We start from the raw sequence: 19,409 nt of genomic DNA, 5'->3' as shown, positions 1-19,409 counted from the left end.
CCCCCGACACGGCGCTGCCGGCCATGGCGGCGATGGTGGCGCGGCTGCGCCAGGCGGCACCCGGCCGGGTGCTGGGCGTCGGCCTGGCCATGCCCGGTCCGTTCGACGTCGAGGCGATGAGCTTCGTCGGCCCCACCACCCTGGCCGGCTGGGCCGGCGTGCCGGTGGAGGATCGGCTGCAGGCGCTGACCGGCCTGCCCGCCTTCGTCGGCGGCGACGCCCCGGCCGCGGCGCTGAGCGAGGCGATGTTCGGGCTGGGCCGCAGCCTGCGCGACGTCTTCTACATCCATTTCGGCTTCGGCCTGGGCGGCGGCCTGGTGGTCGACGGCCAGGTGCATCAGGGCGCCTGGGGCAATGCCGGGGAGTTCGGCCATATACCGATCGTGCCGGGCGGCCGCGCCTGCAGCTGCGGCAATGAAGGCTGCCTCGAGACCTATGTCTCGGTGCATGCGCTGCGCACCGCGCTGGCCGAGGCCGGGGTGGCGCTGGACCCGGCCGATCCGGCGGCCGCGGACCATCCCGCCGTCGATGCGTGGATCGAGGCGGCGGTGCCGCCGCTGCGCCGCGCCGTCTGCGCCATCGAGAACCTGCTGGACCCCGCCTGCGTCGTGCTGGGCGGGGAGATGCCGGAGCCGATCCTGCACCGGCTCGCCGCGCGGCTGGAGCCGCTGCTGCCCTCGGTCAGCCGGCGCAGCGACCGCAGCCATCCGCGCCTCGCGCTCTCCGCGATCGGCGCCGACAACGCGCTGGTCGGGGCGGCGGTGCTGGCCATCTCGGGCCTGCTGTCGCCGCGCTCCGGCCTGCTGTTCGCCGAGGCGGAGCCGGCGGCGCCCGCCACGCACGGCAAGATCGCCATCGCCACGGAGACACGGGCATGACCGACACCGCGACGGCGGGCCGCGAGTTGCTGCGGCTGGAGCACATCCAGATGCGCTTCGGCGCGATCACGGCGCTGACGGATGCCAGCTTCAGCGTCCGCGCCGGCGAGGTGCTGGCCCTCCTAGGCGACAACGGCGCCGGCAAGTCGACCCTGGTCAAGATCATCTCCGGCGGGCTGCAGCCGACCGCGGGCCGGGTGGTGTTCGACCGCGAGGAATGCCATTTCACCAGCCCGGCGGACTCTAAGGCGCGCGGCATCGAGACGGTCTACCAGGACCTGTCGCTGTGCATGAATGTCGACGTCGTCGCCAATTTCTTCATGGGCCGCGAGCTGACCCGGAAATTCCTGGGCGTGCCGGTGCTGCGCGAGCGCGAGACGCAGGCGATCACCGAACGCGCCCTGAGCGCGGCCGGCACCCGCATCCCGTCGGTCCGCACCAATGCCGAGCACCTGTCCGGCGGCCAGCGCCAGGCGATCGAGCTGAGCCGCTTCGTCCATTGGGGCGGCAAGATGGTGATGCTGGACGAGCCCTTCGCGGCGCTCGGCGTCGAGCAGACCAGGCGGGGGCTGGAGATGATCGCGCGGGTGCGCGCCCAGGGCGTCGCCGTGATCCTGATCACCCACAACATGACGCATGCCTTCCAGGTGGCGGACCGGATCGTGGTGCTGCGCCACGGCCGGATCACCGGCGACGTGGCGACGGCCGAGAGCAGCCCCGAGGAGGTGGTGCGGATGATCACCGGCGACGTGAGCCAACGCGTCGCCTGAGAAACTCAACAGAGGAGGCAATATCATGCGGATAGCGAGACGGACCTTGGGGGCGGCCGCGATCGCCCTCGCGACGCTGGCGGCCGGTGCAACCGGAGCCTTCGCCCAGGACAAGGGCAAGATCTACTACCTGGTGCCGACGCTGCTGGACGAGTTCCAGACCGAGTCGGTGGCGGTGATCACCAGCACGATGAAGCAAGTCGGCTACGAGACGGTGTCGCTGGACGCCCAGAACCGCACCGACCTGCAGCTGAACCAGATCGACGACGTGATCAGGCTGAAGCCGAAGGCGATCGTGCTGGCCGCGGTCGATTTCGATTCGGTGGTGCCGGGCGTGGAGCGGGCGCGGGCCGCCGGCATCCCGGTGCTGGTGTTCGACCGGCAGATCAAGAGCACCCCGTTCGACCTGACCTCGGTCGCCGGCACGGTCGAGATCGGCGAGATCGCCGCCGACCAGATCCAGGGCCTGCTGAAGGCCCGGCACGGCTCGGTGAAGGGCAAGGTGCTGCAGATCCTGGGCGACCCGGGTGACAGCTACACCCTCGACATCCAGAAGGGCTTCGAGGACAAGATGAAGGCGTTCCCGGACGTCAAGATCATCACCCAGGCGGCGCTGCAATGGGAGGCGACCAACGCCGGCAACATCGCCTCGGACCAGTTGCTGACCAACCCGGACATCGACCTGATCTTCGTCCACGCCGCGCATCTGGCGGTGCCGGTGGCCGCCATCCTGGAGGCCAAGGGCAAGAAGCCGGGCGACGTCATGCTGGTCAGCTCGAACGGGGCGCCGGTCGGCCTCGACCTGATCCGCAAGGGCTGGGAGCAGGTCGAGGTGGAGCAGCCGCTCTACGCCCAGGCCTATGGGCTGGCGATGTTCATCGACAAGATCGTGGCCAAGGAACCGCTCAAGGCCGGCACCTATGATGTGCTGGGGCTGAAATCCGAGCTGACGATCGAATCCTGGGGCCCGAACCTGAAGATCCCAGGCGCCGCGATCACCAAGGCCAATGTCGACGAGCCGAGCTTCTGGGGCAACCTGAAGCCGCCGGCCACGCCGGTGCAGCCGGTGAAGTGACACACGGGGCGGGGCCGGCCGCCGGCCCCGCCCGCTATCCTGCCTGAGGACCGATGATGGACCGCACCGTGGCCCAGCCCGCTTCCCCGACGACCGCCGGCCGGCGCGGCCGCGCCTGGATCGAGCCGCTGCTCGACCACATCGTCTGGCTGATCCTGCTGGTGGTGCTGGCGGTGTTCTCGCTGGCCATACCGGGCTTCTTCCAGCCGGGGATCTTCACCAACATCCTGGAACAATCGACCTCCATCGGCATCCTGGCGATCGGGCTGTCGCTGGTGATCATCGCCGGACAGATGGACCTGTCGATCGAATCGACCATGGCGCTGGCGGCGATGATCACGGCCCTGCTGTTCGGCACCGCCGGCGCCGGACTGGGCTGGACGCTGGATCCGCCCTGGCTGGTGGTGCCGGTCACGCTGATCGGCGCGATCCTGGTCGGGTGCGTGGTCGGGCTGGTCAACGCCGTGCTTGTGGTGCGGTTCAAGATCAACGCCTTCATCGTCACCCTGGCCGGCTTCATGGCCCTGCGCGGCGCCGTGGTGGCGTCCTCCGGCGGCCGGTCGGTCTTCGGCCTGCCCGCCGAGATCCGCGCGGTCTCGACCAGCAATCTGTTCGGCATTCCGGTGCCCGGGCTGATCCTGATCGCGGTGTTCGTCGTCTTCGGCTTCATCCTGAGGAAGACGCCGTTCGGCCGGCACCTGACCATGATCGGCGGCAATCCGCAGGCGCCGTTCCGCGCCGGGATCAAGGTCGACCGGCTGGTGATGATCGCCTTCGTCCTCGCCGGAGGCCTCGCCGCCTTCGCCGGCTGGCTGCTGGCCGCCCGCACCGCCGGCGCCACCGCCAATCTCGGCTTCGGCATACTGTTCCCGACCTTCGCCGCGGTGGTGATCGGCGGCGTCAGCCTGAAGGGCGGCGTCGGCGGCCTGTCCGGCGTGTTCGCCGGGGTGCTGCTGCTAGGCGCGATCCAGACCGGGATCAACGTCATGGGCATGCCGCCGCACTACACCCAGGTGATCCAGGGCGTCCTGGTGCTCGCTGCGGTGCTGCTGGACACGCTGAAGACCTCGATCCGGAAGCGGTACCTCTAGGCTGCGGCCCCCTCCAGCGCCGCCATGAACCGGCGGCGCCAATGGCCGATGTCGTTGGCGCGCAGCACCCGCATCATCGCGGCGTAGCGCTCGCGCCGCTCCTCCGCCGGCATGGTCAGGGCCCGCTCCAACGCCTCGGCCACGCTTTCGACGTCGAACGGGTTGACGATCAGCGCCGCATCCAACTCCTCCGCCGCGCCGGCGAATTCGGACAGCACCAGCACGCCCGGATCCTCCGGGTCCTGGGCCGCGACATACTCCTTGGCGACCAGGTTCATGCCGTCGCGCATCGGCGTCACCAGCCCGACCTTGGCCGAGCGGTAGAAGCCCAGCAGCGTCTTGCGCGGCACGCTCTTGTTCAGGTAGCGCAGCGGCACCCAGTCGATGTCGGCGAACTCGCCGTTGACCGCCCCGGCCAGGCTTTCCAGCTGGTGCCGGATCTCCTGGTACTCGGCGACGTCGCTGCGGGTCGGCGGCGCGATCTGCAGGTAGCTGACTCGGCCGCGCCGGTCCGGCCAGCGCTCCAGCAGGGTGCGGAACGCCTCGAAGCGGCGCGGCAGGCCCTTGGAATAGTCGAGCCGGTCGACGCCGATGATCAGATCGCGCCCGACCAGGCTGTCGCGCAGCCGGTGCGCCGTGCGCATGTTCCAGGCGCCGGGGGCGTCGGCCGCGATCTCCTCGGTCTCGATCGAGATCGGGAAGGCCTCGACGACGATCCGGCGGCCGTCGATCTCGACCCGCCCGTCGGTGGTCTCGCGCCAGCCGCGGTGCCAGGCCGACAGCAGGGCGTCGCGGTCGCGCGCGGTGTGCAGCCCGACCACGTCATAGGCGGCGAGGTCGTGCAGCAGCTCCTCATAGGTCGGCAGGGTGCGCAGCACCTCCGGCGTCGGGAACGGCGTGTGCAGGAAGAAGCCGATCGGCGCCGTCACCCCACGCGCGCGCAGCGCCCGGCCGAGCGGGATCAGCTGGTAGTCGTGCACCCAGATCCGGTCGCCCGGCCGCAGCAGCGGCATCAGCGCGTCGGCGAACTGGGCGTTGACCCGGCGGTAGCCGTCCTCCGCCGCGCGGGTGTAGTGCACCAGCTGGGTGCGGTAGTGGAACACCGGCCACAGCGTCGAATTGGCGTGGCCATTGTAGTAGAGGTCGAACTCCTTCGGCGTCAGGTCGAGCATGGCATAGGTCAGCGGCCCGGCACGCTTCAGCTTCGGCTGCGGCGACGCGTCCTCCGCCAGCCGGCCGCTCCAGCCCAGCCAGACGCCGCCGGTCTCCTTCAGCGCCGCCAGCACGGCGACGGCGAGGCCGCCCTGCGGCGCCTTGCCCTCCTCGACCGGGGCGATGCGGTTCGAGACCACGATCAGGCGGCCCATGCCGTTCCCTTTTCGTCAGCGGGAGGCGTGCGCGATCCAGGCGCGCATCGCCGCGGGATCAGGCAAACGCCGGTTCGCCACGGTCGGTTCCCTGTCGCCGACCTGCAGCGCTATGCCGTCATGGCGCAGCGCCGCGGCGAAGGCATCCTCGTCGGTGACGTCGTCTCCCGCCGCCAGCGGCCGGCGCCCGGCGAAGGGCGGCAGCGCCAGGAAGCGGTCGACCGCAGCGCCCTTGTCGACGCCGTCGGGCTTGAGCTCGACCACCATCTTGCCGGACAGGGCGTGCCAGCCCGGGGTCCCGGCCAGGAGGGTGTCGGCGAAGGCGATGATCTCGGGGCCGAGGGCCGGCGCCTGGCGGTAATGGATCGCCACCGCGGCCCCCTTGGGCTCGACCCGCAGGCCGGGCTTCCCGGCGGCGAATTCGGCCAGCGCCGCGGCCAGCCGGTCGAGCACCGCACGGTCGACCGGGATGCGCTCGACCGGCCCCGCCGGCGTCGCGCGCCATTCCAGGCCGTGCTGGCCGGCGGCGGGCAGGGACAGCGGCGCGAACAGCCGGTCGAGATCGGCGATGGCGCGGCCGGAGACCAGGGCCAGCGCGCCGCCGACCCGGGCGGAGAGCCGCTCGAGATCGCCGATCAGGCCGGGCGGCACCACCACGTCCTCGGGCCGTTCCGCCAAGTCGATCAGACAGCCATCGACATCAAAGAACAGGGCCATGCCGGAAATACTGTCGGCGAAGGCAGTCGAGTCGATGGCCTGCGGTGTCATGCGCCCTGGGATCTCCGTGTCAATTTTCCGTAAAGATTGCCGAACCGGAACGAGACTGGACACGACAACAGACACGCCAGCCGCCGGGTCTGGCCTAGCGGAGCGATGCATCTGGATTCTGTTTTAGGGACGATGATCGGCTATTGCAAGGGAAGGGGGGTGGAATTTCCCCGAGGCCGCCCTCAGTCGCCGCCGAGCTGCGCGCGGAAGAAGGCGGCGATGTCGCCATTGAACTGCCGCTGGAAGGCGGTCCGGTCGAAGCCGGGGGCATCGACGCAGACCATCGCCCAGATCTCGGGCTCGAGCGCCTGGAGCCCGGGGTTGCAGGGCGCCATGAAGGCGTAGTGGCCGGCGCCTTCGACCCGATGGAAATCGGGCGGCACCGGCAGGGCTGCGCGGATGATCTCGGCGTTGGTCGCGTCGGGGACCTTGGCATCATCGGTCGCGGTCCAGAGCTGGACCGGCACGGTGATCGCGGCCAGCGCGGCCTTGTCGAAGGCGAAGCCAATGCCCGGCGCCGCGATCACGGCGGCCCGGATGCGCGGATCGTGCACCCAGACCGGGGCCGGACCGGGCGCGTCGGAGCTGCCCGCCTCGCCAAGGCTGCAGGCCGGCTCGTCGGGATCCTGCCGGCAGTGACCGACCAGCAGGCCCAGGTCGGGCGTGCCGCCGATCGCCACCAGGGCAGTGAAGCCGCCGGCCGAGAAGCCGAAGATGCCGATCCGGGCGGGATCGAGCCGGTCGTGCCCGGACCAGCGGTCGAGCATGAAGTCGAGCACGCGGCTGATATGGCGCGGCCGGTCCTGGTTCCGGCGGGCCGCCCGATAGCTGTTGTCCTCGGAATTGTTTCCGGTATGGGTGACCGCGACCACCACGAAGCCGGCTTCGGCCAGGGCCTTGGCCAGGCCGGCATGGCCGCCGAGCCAGCCGCTGCTGCCATGGGAGATCACGACCAGCGGCAGCCCGTCGCCCGAGATGGCGCCGTCCACGGCCAGCGCCTGCCGGACCGGGGTGTTCGGCCGGTCCGGCACCGCCGCGGCGCTGGGGTACCAGATGCCGATGGCGAGCGGCCGGTCATCCGGGTCCGGCGCCGTCGCGCTCTGGAACCCGACCGCCCCCGCTGGTCCCGCGGCGAGCAGGAGAACGCCCGTCAGCACCAAGGCCAAAACCCTCATGAGTCCCCCTTCGCGCCCATTGGGCACGCATCGAAGTGCAAATTCTCAGATGTTCGGCGGTGGAGCGGGCGCCAGGCTCAGTCGGCGTAGCCGATGCGGGCGCGGACGAACTCGCCCTTGATCGACACCAGCGGCGGAGTGCCGGCGCTGGCGGGGATGGCGCTGTCGACCACGGACACACGGGCGTCGACGTCCCAGCTGACCGGGGTGCCGCGGCGGAAGCCGAGATCGAGGTCGGCGGCGTCGGCCTGGATGCGGATGGCCTGGCCGGGATCGTCGGCGCGCAGCGTCGCCTGCAGCGCCTTGGCCGAGAGGTCCAGCGTGCGGGCCTGGCCGGCCAGCGACAGCTCGGCCGCCTGCGCCTCGACCGCGACGGCGCCGAAGCGGCCGTTCAGCGTGGCCGAGACCGCGGCCGGCCGCAGGGAGAGGTCGGCGCCGGGCCGGAGGTTGAGCGACAGTTCCGGCCGGCAGTCGCGCGGCCAGACCGAGGACTGCTCGCGGACATCGACGGTCAGGACCCGGCCCTCGACCCGCAGGGTCGCGGCGCAGTCCTCGGCCTCGTCCAGCGTCGCCAGCAGCGGCCGGCCGGGATCGGTGGTGGCGGCGACGGACAGGCCGCCGCCGGTCACCACCACCGTGTCGACCCCCGTCAGGTCGACCGGTGGCTCCGCCGCCGAGGGATCGGCGGTGCCCAGTCCCGCCAGGAAGGCCAAGGTCTGCAACGAACCCATCACGATCCCTCCTCGATCGGCCGGCCTTATCGGCGCGGCCGGGTTTCAGCGGTACGGCTCAGCGATACAGCGGCGTCCGGCTGGCGACGGCCATCCAGCCGCGGATGATGCGGTAGGCGGTCCACAGCCACAGCAGGCCCAGGAGCGGCCAGCCGATCAGCACCCAGGTCAGCATCCAGAACACGACGCCGAGCAGCAGGAACGCCCAGAAGGTGCGGATCGCCCAGGTGAAGTGGTCCCAGCCGACCGTGCCGCGGGCGTCGCCGCGTGCCAGATAGGCGATGACCACGCCGATCAGCATCGGCAGGGCGGTGAACAGCGACACGGCGTAGATCGCGTAGACGACATGGCCGACCGTGCCCAGGCTGCCGCGCGCGCCGCGCGGCGAGACGATGTCGTAATCCGGTCGGTAGGAGGCGGCCATTGCTGGCTCCTTTCTTCAGGGTGGGGCCGGGAGGCTCAGCGACCTTCGAGGTCGCGGAAATCCCGGTTCAGCTTGAATTCGCTGGAGGTGACGTAGCGCTCCATCCCGGCCAGGCGCTGCTCCAGCTCGCGGAAGTTGTGCCGGATGGCGGAGAAGGTGTCGGCCGGCTGGACCGAGACCGAGCGCCAGAACACCTCCTCGTCCGGGCTGCGGTACAACAGCCGCGGCCGGCGCTTCAGGAACACCGCCGCCGCCAGATAGGCGATCAGGATGTGCGGGAAGAAGATCAGGCCCAGGACCACGGTGCCGACGCGGACCTTGCCGGGCGAGACGCCGAAATAGGCGGCGATCCCGGCGCAGACGCCGAGGAACACCCCATTGTCCGGATCGCGGTAGATGCGATGCGGGTTCGGCGATTCGGTGAAGCGGTCGGTCACGGCGTCGGCCTCCGCCACTGCGGTGCCTCGGCGTCGAGGATCTTCTCGAGCGTCACGATCCTGTGCTCCATGCGCTTGGCGCTTTCCCACAGGTCGACCAGCATGCGCTCATCCTCACGCGACAGCGTCCGGGACGATCGCCAGCGGGTGACGTAGTGCAGCACCAGCCAGATCGGCGCCACGATCACCATGAAGACGATGACCGGGACGAAGAAGAAGGCGTGAAACATGGTCGTCCTTGCGTCTGCGGCCCGGCGGTTCCCGCCGGGCCGGTTTGACGAAACCGATCAGCCGCCGGTGCGGCCGAGGCGGTCCTTGATCGCCTGCAGCTCCTTCTCGACGCCGCTCTCGGCCTCGAGATCGGCGAACTCGTCGCTCAGGCTCTTGCGCCGGCCGAGGTCGAAGGATTCGACTTGGCCTTCCAGCGTGTCGATCTTGCGCTCGATCTGCTCGTAGCGGGACAGCGCCTCGTCGATCCGGCCGTCATGCAGCTGGGTGCGGATGCGGATCTGGTCGCGCGCCGCGTCATGCCGGATGGCGAAGGATTTCTGCTTGTTCTTGGCCTCGGTCAGCTTGGCTTCGAGCCGGCCGAGATCCTCGTTGGTCTTGGCCAGCGCGGCCTCGATCGTCTCCAGCTCGCGGCGCAGCAGCTCGGCCGCGGTGGCGGCCTGGGCCTTGGCCACCAGCGCGCCCTTGGCCAGGTCCTCGCGGCCCTTCCCGACCGCCAGCTCGGCCTTGCGCTGCCATTCGGCCTGCGCCGCCTCGAGCTGGTCGACCTTGCGCAGGATGTCCTTCTTCTCGGCGATCGAGCGGGCGGCCGCGGCGCGCACCTCGACCAGCGTGTCCTCCATCTCCTGCACGATCAGCCGGACGATCTTCTCGGGATCCTCGGCGCGGTCGAGCATGGAATTGAGGTTGGAATTGATGATGTCGCCAAGGCGGGAAAAGATACCCATTACACGGTCCTCTTTTGATCCTACAGGAACAGGGAAGCGATCAGCACGCCGGCGCCGAAGAACACCCAGTTCTCGGTCGGCCGGCTGGTGATCCAGGCCAGCAGGCGCTCGCCCGTGCGGCGCCAGTCGGCGGTCCCGGCGCTGCGCCGGGTGCGGGTGCCGGTCGGGTCGAAGCCGTAGCTCATTTGGTCCTCCTCGAGCCCCGATGCGTTCGGGCCGTCCCCAAGGTTGCAAGGGCCGTGCCAGACGCGGGATTGGCTGATTTCCGCCGCTCCACCTCGATCACACCTTGACCATTCGGCGAAAATTTCCAATTCTTCGGGAAATTTCACCGAGCCGAATCGATGGCCGACGGATTGCCGCATCTGCTGGGCGAGGCGCCCGCCTTCGCCGACCTGTTGGATCGGGTGTCGGCCGCGGCGCCCCTGGATCGGCCGGTGCTGGTGATCGGCGAGCGCGGCACCGGCAAGGAGCTGATCGCGGCGCGGCTGCACTTCCTGTCGCCGCGCTGGGACCGGCCCTTCGTCAAGCTGGACTGCGCCGCCCTGTCGCCGGAGCTGTTGGAGAGCGAGCTGTTCGGCCACGAGGCCGGCGCCTTCACCGGCGCGGTGCGCCGCCATGTCGGCCGGTTCGAGCGCGCCGACGGCGGCACCCTGTTCCTGGACGAGCTGGCGAATGCCGGCCTGCGAGTGCAGGAGAAGCTGCTGCGCGTGATCGAATACGGCGAGATCGAGCGGGTCGGCGGCACCCAGACCATGACGGTCGATGTCCGAATCGTCGCCGCCACCAATGTCGACCTGCCGGGCGAGGTCGCGGCCGGGCGCTTCCGCGGCGACCTCTTGGACCGGCTGGCCTTCGACGTGCTGACCGTGCCGCCGCTGCGCGCCCGGCCGGAGGACATCCCGCTGCTGGCCGGCCATTTCGGCCAGGCCATGGCCCATGCGCTGGACCGGCCGGGCTTTCCCGGCTTCGCCCCGGCGGCGATGGCGGCGCTGCACGGCCATCCCTGGCCCGGCAACATCCGCGAGCTGAAGAACGCGGTCGAGCGCGCGGTCTACCGCACCCCGCCGGATGAGCCGGTGGCGGAGATCGTGCTGGACCCCTTCGCCTCGCCCTGGCGGCCGAAAGGACTCCAGACCGGGGCCGGGGCCGGGACCGAGGTCCCCGCCCTCGGCCCCGCCGCGACGCCGCCCCTGCCCTACGACTTCCGGACCGAGATCGCGGCGGTCGAGAAACGCTGGCTGGAGGCCGCGCTGCAGGCCCATGGCGGGCATCAGGGCCGCGCCGCCACTGCGCTCGGCCTCGGCTACGACCAGCTGCGGCACCTGCTGCGCAAGCATGGGATCTCGGCACGATCGGGGGGAGATGATTGATGAAGACGGTGCTGATCACCGGCTGCAGCTCCGGCTTCGGCTTTGCCGCTGCGAGGCGCTTCGCCGCCGCCGGCTGGTCGGTGCTGGCGACGCTGCGCGGCCCTGCGGATCGGCCCGAGGCCGCGGCGCTGGCCGCCATCCCGGGCGTCACCGTGCTGCCGCTCGACGTCACCGACCCGGCGCAGCGGGCGGCGGTGGTGGCGGTCGCCGAGGCCGGGGGCCTGGACTGCCTGATCAACAATGCCGGCTACGGCCTGTACGGCCCGATCGAGGCGCTGGACGACGACCAGGTCCGGCGCCAGATCGCGACCAATCTCGAGGCCCCGATCCTGCTGACCCGCGACCTGCTGCCGGCGCTGCGCCGCAGCCGCGGCCGGGTGATCAACATCTCCTCGGTCCTCGGCTTCATCGGCACGCCCTTCATGGCGATCTACACCGCCAGCAAGCACGGCCTGTCCGGCTTCAGCGAGGCGCTGCGCCTCGAGCTGGCGCCGCATGGCGTGCAGGTCTGCGCGGTCGAGCCCGGGCGCCACGACACCGGCTTCAACGCCCGGCTGGACCAGCCGGCGCCGGCGGCGAATTCGCCCTATCGCCGCAAGTTCGACCGGGCCAGGGCCCGGCGGGCGGCGCTCGGCGAAGTGGCGCCGGAGCGGGCGGCCGCGATCAGCGGCCGGGCGGCGGACCGGCTGCTGCGCCTGGCCGAATCCCGCCGGATGCCGGCACGGCTGCGCCTGGGCACCGATTCCAAGCTGGTGTTCTGGGTGAAGCGGCTGCTGCCGGCCGCCCTGTTTGACCGCCTGATGATCGCCGCCACCAGCCGCGGCATCAACTGAGGGCGGGGTGTCGCCGCCATCAAGCGATATGTCGGATCTTGACCATCGCCCGCATCTTCGCCGATTCCATGATGGGCAACGTCTCGGGGAGGGAGGGCGACATGCGTGAGGGAAAAGGCCATCTGCGTCGCAGGGCAGGACCGGCACGGCGCGCGGTCCTGGCCGGCCTGGCGATGCTTCCCCTGCTGCCGGCATCGGGACGGGCGGCGGCTGCGCCGCAGGTCACCGTCTCCACCGCCTTGGGCGACTTCACGGTCGAGGTCTATCCCGACCGCGCGCCGCTGTCCGCCGCGGGCTTCCTGGCCTATGTCGACAAGGGGCTGCTCGACAACCAGTCGGTCTATCGCATCGTGTCGATGGCGAATCAGCCCGACACCGTCCGGGCCAAGATCGAGGTGATCCAGTTCGGCTGGCGGGCGGCCGACGGCAATGACGACGCCCCGCCGCCTTTGCCGCCGATCGTGCATGAGCCGACCAGCGTCACCGGCCTGAAGCACCAGGACGGAACGCTGTCGATGGCGCGGCTCGCGCCCGGCACGGCCAGCAACGCCTTCTTCATCTGCATCGGCGACCAGCCCGAACTGGATTTCGGCGGGCGCCGCAATCCGGACGGCCAGGGCTTTGCCGCCTTCGGCCGGGTGGTCGACGGGATGGACGTGGTGCGGACGATTTTCGCCAAGGCCGAGGCGGAGGATCGCCTGACATCGCCCATCCCGATCCTGCGGGCCAGGCGGAAGCCTTGACACGGCCGGTCGGACCGCCGGGGCCGCAAGCCAAAGCCGACGGACGAGAAGAAGGCGGGAAAGCGATGGCGTTGAACTGCGCCGATTTCTACGACGCCGAACTGCGGCGGCACAACGAGGTCTTCCAGGCCGCCCTCAAGGTCGGACCGCGCGATCGCGTGCTCGATATCGGATGCGGCGCGGGACAGACCACGCGCGCGGCGGCCCGCATCGCGGTGCAAGGCAGCGTGCTGGGCGTCGACGTGTCGGCGCCGATGCTCGAGATCGCCCGCCGGCGCAGCGCGCAGGAGGGGCTGCGGAACGTCGTGTTCGACGAAGGCGACGCCCAGCTTCAGGTGTTTTCCCCTGCCCGCTTCGACCTGTGCATCAGCCGGTTCGGGACGATGTTCTTCGCCGATCCGGCGGCGGCCTTCGCCAATATCGCCCGGGCGATGCGACCGGGGGCGCGCCTGGTGTGGATGGTGTGGCGGCCGGGACCGCAACGAGTGGGCGACCGTCATCCGCCAGGCGCTGGAACCGGGGGTCGCCCCGTCAGCGGAGGCCCCCCCGGCCTTCTCGCTGGCCGATCCGGCCGTCGCCACGGACCTCCTGACCGCATCCGGCTTTGTCTCGGTCGACTTTGCCGAGGTCCACGAACCGGTGTTCTATGGTCCGGAAGTCGATGCGGCCTGCGAGGCCGTGACCGGCCTGCAATTCGCCAGGGATGTGCTGGCCCGGACGGATGCGGAGGGCGATGCGGCGCGGCAGCGGCTGCACGATCTGCTCGAGACGCACCTGACCCCGGACGGTGTGCTGTTCGATTCGCGCGCATGGATCATCACCGCGCATCGGGCAAAGGGCTAGAGCGGTAGCCGGTCAGGTTGAATCGTCTGGGGGATTCCCGTGGGAGCGAGAATGTGATTCAAACTGCTGGCTGGAATTGGAGGCTCGCAATGCCGTCGTCGCGGCGGCCCACAGGCCGCCGCGACCCCGCGCCGGATCTTCAGCGCCAGTCGATCTCCGTCGACCGGAAGAACTTCGTGCCATAGGCATCCCACCGGGGGCCCTGGTCCCCCAGCCGGACCCGGAATCGATCCCAGGAGCGCGCGGCGAGCGGCGACCAGCCGATCTCCGCGATCGATGCGATCCGCGGGAAGGCCATGTAGTCCGCATAGACCCGCGGCGGCGGCCACACCGTGTCGGGCGTCGGCAGCGAGTTGCTGCCGAAATAGGCGCGATCCGCCCAGAGATTGCCTTCCACCCCGGCGATGTCGCTCTGCCGCAGGATCGATATGCTGCCGTCCGGCGACGACAGCATCTGCGCCGGCTCCCAGTCATACGACTTCCGGACGCTGACATAGCCGGCCCAGTGCAGCCCAAAGGGCGTGCTGGTGTCGTACTGCATGTCGATATAGGCGTGATCGGCCGGGGAGAGGATGAACCGCGCCCCCTTGGCCAGGCCCTGCCTCACCAGCCCGATATCGACCCCCTCATCGGCCGTTCCGATCCGGGCCCGCACGGCCTCGGTGGCCCAGTATTGCAGCAGCGTGCCGGCCGGAATCGGCCCGGACGCGATCTCGTGCCATCCCATCAGCGTCCGCCCGGCGGCCGCGACCTGCCGGCTCGCCAGGCCGACGTAGGTGTTGTAGCGCTCCAGCCCCAAGGACACCGGAACCTCGTCGCCGCCGATATGCACGTACCGGCCCGGCGACTGCTGCGCGATATCGGCGATCACGGTCTGCAGGTAGGATCTGACATTGCCGACATGCCCCTCGTCCAGGCACAGCGCGCTGATCCCGACATCGAATCCGCTGTACGGGGGCCGCGCCCGGTCATCGCAGTTCAGGCCCGGTATGGAGGCCAGCTGCGACGAGACATGGCCCGGCCCCTCGATCTCCGGCACGATCTCGATGAACCGCGCCTTGGCGTAGGCGACGATGTCCGCGTACTGCTCCCGGGTGTAGTACCACTTGTTCTCCGGCCGGGACGGATACCCGGCCTGGGTGGTTCCGCCGATCTCGGTCAGCGCCGGAATCGCGGAGATCTGGAGGCGCCAGCCCTGGTCGTCCGTCAGGTGCAGGTGCAGCGTGTTGATCTTGAGCAGCGCGATCTGGTCGATGTACCGCTTGACGTCCTCGACCGGATAGAAGCGTCGCACGACATCCAGCATGGCCCCGCGATGCTCATATCGCGGATAATCGACGACGAGGCCGGCCGGGACGGTCCAATTGGCACCCTGCACCGTCGGGCTGTAGATCTTCGCCGGGAACAGCTGGAGAAGGGTCTGCACCCCCATGAACAGCCCGGCCTCCGACCGTGCTGTGATCGTTATCCGGTTCCAGTCGGAGGTCAGCACATAGCCTTCGGCACCGATCCTGCCGGAGAGATCGTCGGTCAGCCTGAGAACGATGCAGGATGATCCGCCGCCATAGCTGCCATGGCTGCCACCGGCCCTGCGAATGTCCAGCCCGGTCGACCGCTTGATCGTGTCCGCGAGATAGTCGACGGACCGGCGGGCCGGTCTCGTGCCATGCCGGTCGGACCTGTCTCCCGTATCGTCATAGGCGACGACGACCGTCCGCCGGTTCAGGGCGAACGGCCGGGCCATGCGCGACACGGCATAGACCGGCGCCGGGACGAGGCTGAACGCCTCCATCCGGGGCAGGGACCCGTTGGCAGAGCCAAGCACCAGGGCGTTCGCCGTACCGACAACCAGACGGGTTTCCATCCAGCTCGGCCGGCAACCGCCGGACCCATTGAGATCGAACGCCTCGCCCGGTCCCTGGTCGGCGACGGCGGTGCCACCGATGCCCAGCACGGTCAGCGGCAGCAGCAGCGCCAGAGTCCGAAGCGTCACCCCTTTCCGACGAAATCTCGGTAGTCCCCTCTCCTTCTCCACGGCCCCCTCCTCGCTGGATGTGATGCAATGATCTCGGATGGCGGGCTGGCTATCTCTTCATTGCCTGGTTTCAGCCGAAAGGAAGTTTCCCCCGAGATATCAGCCCATACGGCGCCACCGATTCGGCTTCTCAAAATATAAACTCAAAATCAACAGAGAAGATGGCAATTTTTACTATGTGTGTACAAGCGAAGTTTATTTTCGCTCAAATTTCTGTTTGATTTTACTATTATGATCTCTTCTGAATTTTCTTCACTCAAACACCACTGGACGATGTCTTGCCCATGCGGGCATCCAGTTGGGACGGGACAAGCGCCGCCGCCTCGCGGCGTCAGCATCAACGCCCGATGGCGCTGCCTCGACCTCGGCTGCGGTGCCGCGGGCGTCCCCGGCCCGCTGTCCCGCCACCCCCCGCCTCGAACAGCACCGTCATCTCCGGCCGGTCCCCGCCCTGTTGAAGCTGGGCGGGCGGGCGATCTCGACCGGTTTGTCGGTGCCGCAGGCGAAGCTCCGCGCCCGCTCGTCCGCCAGCCTGCGGGCGGCCTCGTTCGCGTCGGGATGGCCGCTGGCCGTCACCAGCCCGACGACGCAGCCCTGGCGCCCGTCCAGCTGCCCGACCTTGGCGACGACCAGCACCTCGGCCTGCTGGTCGTCCGCGCCGCCGACGGTCCAGCGGTGGATCGTGGCGAAGGGCGTGCTGCGATCGCCGTCGGTCTCGATCCGCCATTCGATCCGCGGCCCGACCCCGTTGAACGCGGCGAAGGTCTCGAACGGCCGGTCGCCGGCCGGCGGGAAGCCGTAGAACACCGAGGAGCGCAGGTCGGCGGTCGACAGCAGCACCGGATAGCCGCGCCAGCCGGCGCAGACCAGGTCCTGCCAGTCGCCGTCATCCGGGCCGGCCACGGCGACGGTGGCGCAGTCGCGCCCGGGATCGAGGTCGGTGTAGGCGCTGGCGATCTCGGCCGCCGTCGCCGGGCCGCTCCAGGCGGCGACCGCCAGGGCGAAGACGATGGTGATGGGACGCATCGGAATTCCTCCCTTCCGCTTGTGGAATCTAGGCGATTTCCACGGCCGGACCAGCCCGCTTCCCTGAACCGTTGCGTGGATTTCCTCCCGCACTGCGAAAAGGCGATTGCACCGCCGGCCCCGACTCAGGCAGGGTTCCCCGAAATCTTAAAATTCGTTGCGAATGCACCGTCCTCGGGGAGGCACCATGAAGCGGAGCGCTGTTGCTGTCGGGCTGCTGGTCGCGGGCTTGGCCTGGCCGGCCGCGGCCCAGGTCTCGGGCAATGTGGTCAAGATCGGCGTCCTGAACGACCAGTCCGGCGTCTATGCCGATTTCGGCGGCAAATGGTCGGTCGAGGCCGCGAAGATGGCGGTCGAGGATTTCGGCGGCAAGGTGCTGGACGCCCCGATCGAGATCGTCTCCGCCGACCACCAGAACAAGCCCGACATCGGCTCGAACATCGCCCGGCAGTGGTTCGACGTCGACGGCGTCGACACCATCACCGAGCTGACCACCTCCTCCGTCGCGCTGGCGGTGCAGGCGCTGGCGGCGGAGAAGCACAAGGTCACCATCACCAACGGCGCCGCCACCGTGGACCTGACCGGCAAGGCCTGCTCACCCACCGGCTTCCACTGGACCTATGACACCCATGCGCTGGCGGTCGGCACCGGAGGCGCGCTGGTGCAGCAGGGCGGCGACAGCTGGTTCTTCCTGACCGCCGACTACGCCTTCGGCTATTCGCTGGAGGAGCAGACCAGCAAGTTCGTCACCTCCAAGGGCGGCAAGGTGCTGGGCAGCGTGCGGCACCCGCTGAACACCACCGACTTCTCCTCCTTCCTGCTGCAGGCCCAGGCCTCCGGCGCCAAGGTGGTCGGCCTGGCCAATGCCGGGCTCGACACCGCCAATGCGATCAAGCAGGCGGCGGAGTTCGGCATCGTCGCCGGCGGCCAGAAGCTGGCCGGCCTGCTGTTCACCCTGGCCGAGGTGCACGGCCTGGGCCTCGAGGCGGCGCAGGGGCTGGTGCTGACCGAGGGCTTCTACTGGGACCGCAACGACGAGAGCCGGGCCTGGGCCCAGCGCTTCTTCGAGCGCACCAAGCGCATGCCGAACATGGTCCAGGCCGGCGAGTATTCCTCGGTGCTGCACTATCTGAAAGCGGTCCAGGCCGCCGGCACCGACGACGGCGACAAGGTTGCCGCCAAGATGAAGGAGCTGCCGGTCGACGACGTCTTCGCCCATGGCGGCAAGGTGCTGGCCAATGGCCGCATGGTGCACGATATGTACCTGGCCGAGGTCAAGAAGCCGTCCGAGAGCACCAAGCCCTGGGACTACTACAAGATCCTGGCGACCATCCCCGGCGACCAGGCCTATCTCTCGCTGGAGGAGAGCGGCTGCCCGCTCACGGCGAAGAAATAGCGGGCTGATGTCGGACTCCCAGCCGATCCTGGTGGCGGAGGGCCTGACCAAGGCCTTCCGCGGCTTCCTCGCGGTCAAGGGCGTGGATCTGAGCGTGCGCGAGGGCACGATCCACGCCCTGATCGGGCCGAACGGCGCCGGCAAGACCACCGTCTTCAACCTGCTGACCAAGTTCCACCAGCCGACCGCCGGCCGCATCGCCTTCCGCGGCGAGGACATCACCCGGCTGAAGCCGGCCGAGGTGGCGCGGCGCGGCCTGGTGCGGTCGTTCCAGATCTCAGCCGTGTTCCCGCATCTGACCGTGCTGGAGAATGTCCGGGTGGCGCTGCAGCGGCCGGAGGGCCTGTCGCGCCAGTTCTGGCGCTCGGACCGGGTGCTGCGCCGGCTGGACCAGCGCGCTTTGGCGCTGATCGAGGCCGTCAACCTGACCGAATTCGCCCGCACCGCCGCGGTCGACCTGTCCTATGGCCGCAAGCGGGCGCTGGAGATCGCCACCACCCTGGCGCTCGACCCGCCGATGCTGCTCTTGGACGAGCCGATGGCCGGCATGGGGCATGAGGAGATCGGCCGCATCGCCGATCTGATCCGCAAGGTCGGGGCCGACCGCACCGTGCTGATGGTCGAGCACAACCTGTCGGTCGTCGCCGATCTCTGCCACCGGGTCACAGTGCTGCAGCGCGGCGAGATCCTGGCCGAGGGCAGCTACGCCGAGGTCTCGGCCGACCCGCGGGTGCGCGAGGCCTATATGGGGTCGGAGCATGGCTGAGTCGGCCCCTCTCCTCCCTGTCCGCGGGCTGCAGGGCCACTATGGCGAGAGCCATGTGCTGCACGGCGTCGACCTCGACGTGTTCCCGGGCGAGACCGTGACCCTCCTGGGCCGCAACGGCGCCGGCAAGACCACGACGCTGCGCGCCATCATGGGCATCCTGCGCCGGCGCCAGGGCACCATCCGGATGGGCGGGGCCGACCTGATGGCGACGCCGCCGCACCGGATCGCCCGCGCCGGCATCGGCTATGTGCCGGAGGAGCGCGGCATCTTCGCCTCGCTGTCGGTGGCGGAGAACCTGACGCTGCCGCCCAAGGTGGCCGAGGGCGGCATGAGCCTGGCCGAGATCCACCGCCTGTTCCCGAACCTGCTGGAGCGCGCCGGCAGCCAGGGCACCAAGCTGTCGGGCGGCGAGCAGCAGATGCTGGCGATCGCAAGGGTGCTGCGCACCGGCGTGCGCCTGCTGCTGCTGGACGAGCCGACCGAGGGGCTGGCGCCGGTGATCGTGCAGCGCATCGGCGAGCTGCTGCGCACGCTGAAGGCGCAGGGCATGACCATCCTGCTGGTCGAGCAGAACTTCCGCTTCGCCAGCACCCTGGCCGACCGGCACTATCTGATGGAGGACGGCCGGGTGGTGGCCGAGATCCGGCGCGAGGAGATGGCCGGCAAGATGGATCTGCTGCATGAGACGCTGGGAGTCTGAGATGGGGGGAGTCTGAGAT

The 19,409-nt window shown here is 69.7% G+C and carries 22 protein-coding genes and 1 pseudogene; 12 read left to right on the top strand and 11 right to left on the bottom strand.

The annotated features are described in order from the left end of the window. The 4 genes from ACTOWL_RS29430 to ACTOWL_RS29415 form a co-directional block, all read left to right on the top strand. Positions 1 to 878, top strand: an 878-nt coding sequence (locus ACTOWL_RS29430; protein ID WP_441324844.1) for an ROK family protein, incomplete at its 5' end; no start/stop codon positions are given. Continuing rightward, complete coding sequence (locus ACTOWL_RS29425) at positions 875 to 1,648, top strand: ATP-binding cassette domain-containing protein (RefSeq protein WP_441324843.1); 774 nt, start codon at positions 875 to 877, stop codon at positions 1,646 to 1,648. The genes ACTOWL_RS29430 and ACTOWL_RS29425, both read left to right, overlap by 4 nt. Positions 1,649 to 1,673: 25 nt before the next feature. Beyond that, positions 1,674 to 2,723: a sugar ABC transporter substrate-binding protein gene (locus tag ACTOWL_RS29420; protein ID WP_441324842.1), complete on the top strand. Its 1,050-nt coding sequence runs from the start codon at positions 1,674 to 1,676 to the stop codon at positions 2,721 to 2,723. A gap of 53 nt (positions 2,724 to 2,776) precedes the next feature. Beyond that, positions 2,777 to 3,814: an ABC transporter permease gene (locus ACTOWL_RS29415; RefSeq protein ID WP_441324841.1), complete on the top strand. Its 1,038-nt coding sequence runs from the start codon at positions 2,777 to 2,779 to the stop codon at positions 3,812 to 3,814. Here ACTOWL_RS29415 and otsA read toward each other — a convergent pair. From otsA to ACTOWL_RS29370, 9 genes are all read right to left on the bottom strand, one after another. Next, positions 3,811 to 5,181: an alpha,alpha-trehalose-phosphate synthase (UDP-forming) gene (gene otsA / locus ACTOWL_RS29410; RefSeq protein ID WP_441324840.1), complete on the bottom strand. Its 1,371-nt coding sequence runs from the start codon at positions 5,179 to 5,181 to the stop codon at positions 3,811 to 3,813. The two genes, ACTOWL_RS29415 and otsA, sit on opposite strands and share 4 nt — an antisense overlap. Before the next feature lie 15 nt (positions 5,182 to 5,196). Continuing rightward, positions 5,197 to 5,949 (bottom strand): trehalose-phosphatase, encoded by a 753-nt coding sequence (gene otsB, locus ACTOWL_RS29405; protein WP_441324839.1) that lies wholly within the window; start codon positions 5,947 to 5,949, stop codon positions 5,197 to 5,199. A gap of 182 nt (positions 5,950 to 6,131) precedes the next feature. Further along, a complete protein-coding gene (locus ACTOWL_RS29400; protein ID WP_441324838.1) occupies positions 6,132 to 7,124 on the bottom strand; it encodes an alpha/beta hydrolase family protein in 993 nt (330 codons plus the stop codon). A 77-nt stretch (positions 7,125 to 7,201) separates the two neighbouring features. Continuing rightward, positions 7,202 to 7,855 (bottom strand): hypothetical protein, encoded by a 654-nt coding sequence (locus ACTOWL_RS29395; protein WP_441324837.1) that lies wholly within the window; start codon positions 7,853 to 7,855, stop codon positions 7,202 to 7,204. A gap of 58 nt (positions 7,856 to 7,913) precedes the next feature. Then, on the bottom strand, positions 7,914 to 8,279 hold the full coding sequence (locus tag ACTOWL_RS29390; protein WP_441324836.1) for a DUF4870 family protein: 366 nt from the start codon (positions 8,277 to 8,279) through the stop codon (positions 7,914 to 7,916). 35 nt (positions 8,280 to 8,314) lie between these two features. Then, positions 8,315 to 8,716 (bottom strand): envelope stress response membrane protein PspC, encoded by a 402-nt coding sequence (pspC, locus tag ACTOWL_RS29385; protein ID WP_441324835.1) that lies wholly within the window; start codon positions 8,714 to 8,716, stop codon positions 8,315 to 8,317. Further along, positions 8,713 to 8,946: an envelope stress response membrane protein PspB gene (gene pspB, locus ACTOWL_RS29380; RefSeq protein WP_138887012.1), complete on the bottom strand. Its 234-nt coding sequence runs from the start codon at positions 8,944 to 8,946 to the stop codon at positions 8,713 to 8,715. Before pspB ends, pspC begins: the two co-directional genes overlap by 4 nt. Positions 8,947 to 9,003: 57 nt before the next feature. Then, a complete protein-coding gene (pspA, locus tag ACTOWL_RS29375; protein ID WP_441324834.1) occupies positions 9,004 to 9,672 on the bottom strand; it encodes a phage shock protein PspA in 669 nt (222 codons plus the stop codon). A 20-nt stretch (positions 9,673 to 9,692) separates the two neighbouring features. Next, positions 9,693 to 9,857 carry a hypothetical protein gene (locus ACTOWL_RS29370; RefSeq protein ID WP_429224675.1) on the bottom strand — a complete coding sequence of 55 codons (165 nt, stop codon included), beginning with the start codon at positions 9,855 to 9,857 and terminating at the stop codon, positions 9,693 to 9,695. 159 nt (positions 9,858 to 10,016) lie between these two features. On the opposite strand from ACTOWL_RS29370, the gene pspF reads away from it, so the two are divergent. The 5 genes and pseudogenes from pspF (at position 10,017) to ACTOWL_RS29345 (ending at position 13,464) form a co-directional block, all read left to right on the top strand. After that, positions 10,017 to 11,045 (top strand): phage shock protein operon transcriptional activator, encoded by a 1,029-nt coding sequence (pspF, locus tag ACTOWL_RS29365; RefSeq protein WP_441324833.1) that lies wholly within the window; start codon positions 10,017 to 10,019, stop codon positions 11,043 to 11,045. Beyond that, complete coding sequence (locus tag ACTOWL_RS29360) at positions 11,045 to 11,878, top strand: SDR family NAD(P)-dependent oxidoreductase (protein ID WP_441324832.1); 834 nt, start codon at positions 11,045 to 11,047, stop codon at positions 11,876 to 11,878. The genes pspF and ACTOWL_RS29360 overlap by 1 nt, the downstream gene beginning before the upstream one ends. Before the next feature lie 101 nt (positions 11,879 to 11,979). Next, complete coding sequence (locus ACTOWL_RS29355) at positions 11,980 to 12,621, top strand: peptidylprolyl isomerase (RefSeq protein WP_441324831.1); 642 nt, start codon at positions 11,980 to 11,982, stop codon at positions 12,619 to 12,621. A gap of 65 nt (positions 12,622 to 12,686) precedes the next feature. Beyond that, a pseudogene (locus tag ACTOWL_RS29350) lies at positions 12,687 to 13,079 on the top strand (class I SAM-dependent methyltransferase); the annotation flags it as partial. A 220-nt stretch (positions 13,080 to 13,299) separates the two neighbouring features. After that, entirely contained in the window at positions 13,300 to 13,464 is a 165-nt protein-coding gene (locus ACTOWL_RS29345; RefSeq protein ID WP_441324845.1) for a hypothetical protein, read from the top strand. A gap of 139 nt (positions 13,465 to 13,603) precedes the next feature. Here ACTOWL_RS29345 and ACTOWL_RS29340 read toward each other — a convergent pair whose 3' ends face one another. After that, positions 13,604 to 15,457 carry a beta-N-acetylhexosaminidase gene (locus ACTOWL_RS29340; protein ID WP_441324830.1) on the bottom strand — a complete coding sequence of 618 codons (1,854 nt, stop codon included), beginning with the start codon at positions 15,455 to 15,457 and terminating at the stop codon, positions 13,604 to 13,606. Between the two features lie 471 nt (positions 15,458 to 15,928). Continuing rightward, a complete protein-coding gene (locus ACTOWL_RS29335; RefSeq protein ID WP_441324829.1) occupies positions 15,929 to 16,525 on the bottom strand; it encodes a hypothetical protein in 597 nt (198 codons plus the stop codon). Positions 16,526 to 16,712: 187 nt separating this feature from the next. On the opposite strand from ACTOWL_RS29335, the gene ACTOWL_RS29330 reads away from it, so the two are divergent. The 3 genes from ACTOWL_RS29330 to ACTOWL_RS29320 are packed head-to-tail and all read left to right on the top strand — an operon-like array spanning position 16,713 to position 19,390. Beyond that, on the top strand, positions 16,713 to 17,921 hold the full coding sequence (locus tag ACTOWL_RS29330) for an ABC transporter substrate-binding protein (protein ID WP_441324828.1): 1,209 nt from the start codon (positions 16,713 to 16,715) through the stop codon (positions 17,919 to 17,921). Between the two features lie 7 nt (positions 17,922 to 17,928). Then, positions 17,929 to 18,687 carry an ABC transporter ATP-binding protein gene (locus ACTOWL_RS29325; protein ID WP_441324827.1) on the top strand — a complete coding sequence of 253 codons (759 nt, stop codon included), beginning with the start codon at positions 17,929 to 17,931 and terminating at the stop codon, positions 18,685 to 18,687. Beyond that, the gene (locus ACTOWL_RS29320; RefSeq protein WP_441324826.1) at positions 18,680 to 19,390 is read left to right on the top strand and encodes an ABC transporter ATP-binding protein; all 711 of its coding nucleotides are present in this window, start codon (positions 18,680 to 18,682) and stop codon (positions 19,388 to 19,390) included. Before ACTOWL_RS29325 ends, ACTOWL_RS29320 begins: the two co-directional genes overlap by 8 nt. Positions 19,391 to 19,409: the final 19 nt, after the last annotated feature.

The sequence above is a fragment of the Inquilinus sp. CA228 genome, from assembly GCF_052078665.1.
GTDB lineage: Bacteria > Pseudomonadota > Alphaproteobacteria > DSM-16000 > Inquilinaceae > Inquilinus.
Note: the sequence above shows the minus strand (reverse complement) of the source record. Positions and strands in the feature narration are given on the sequence as shown.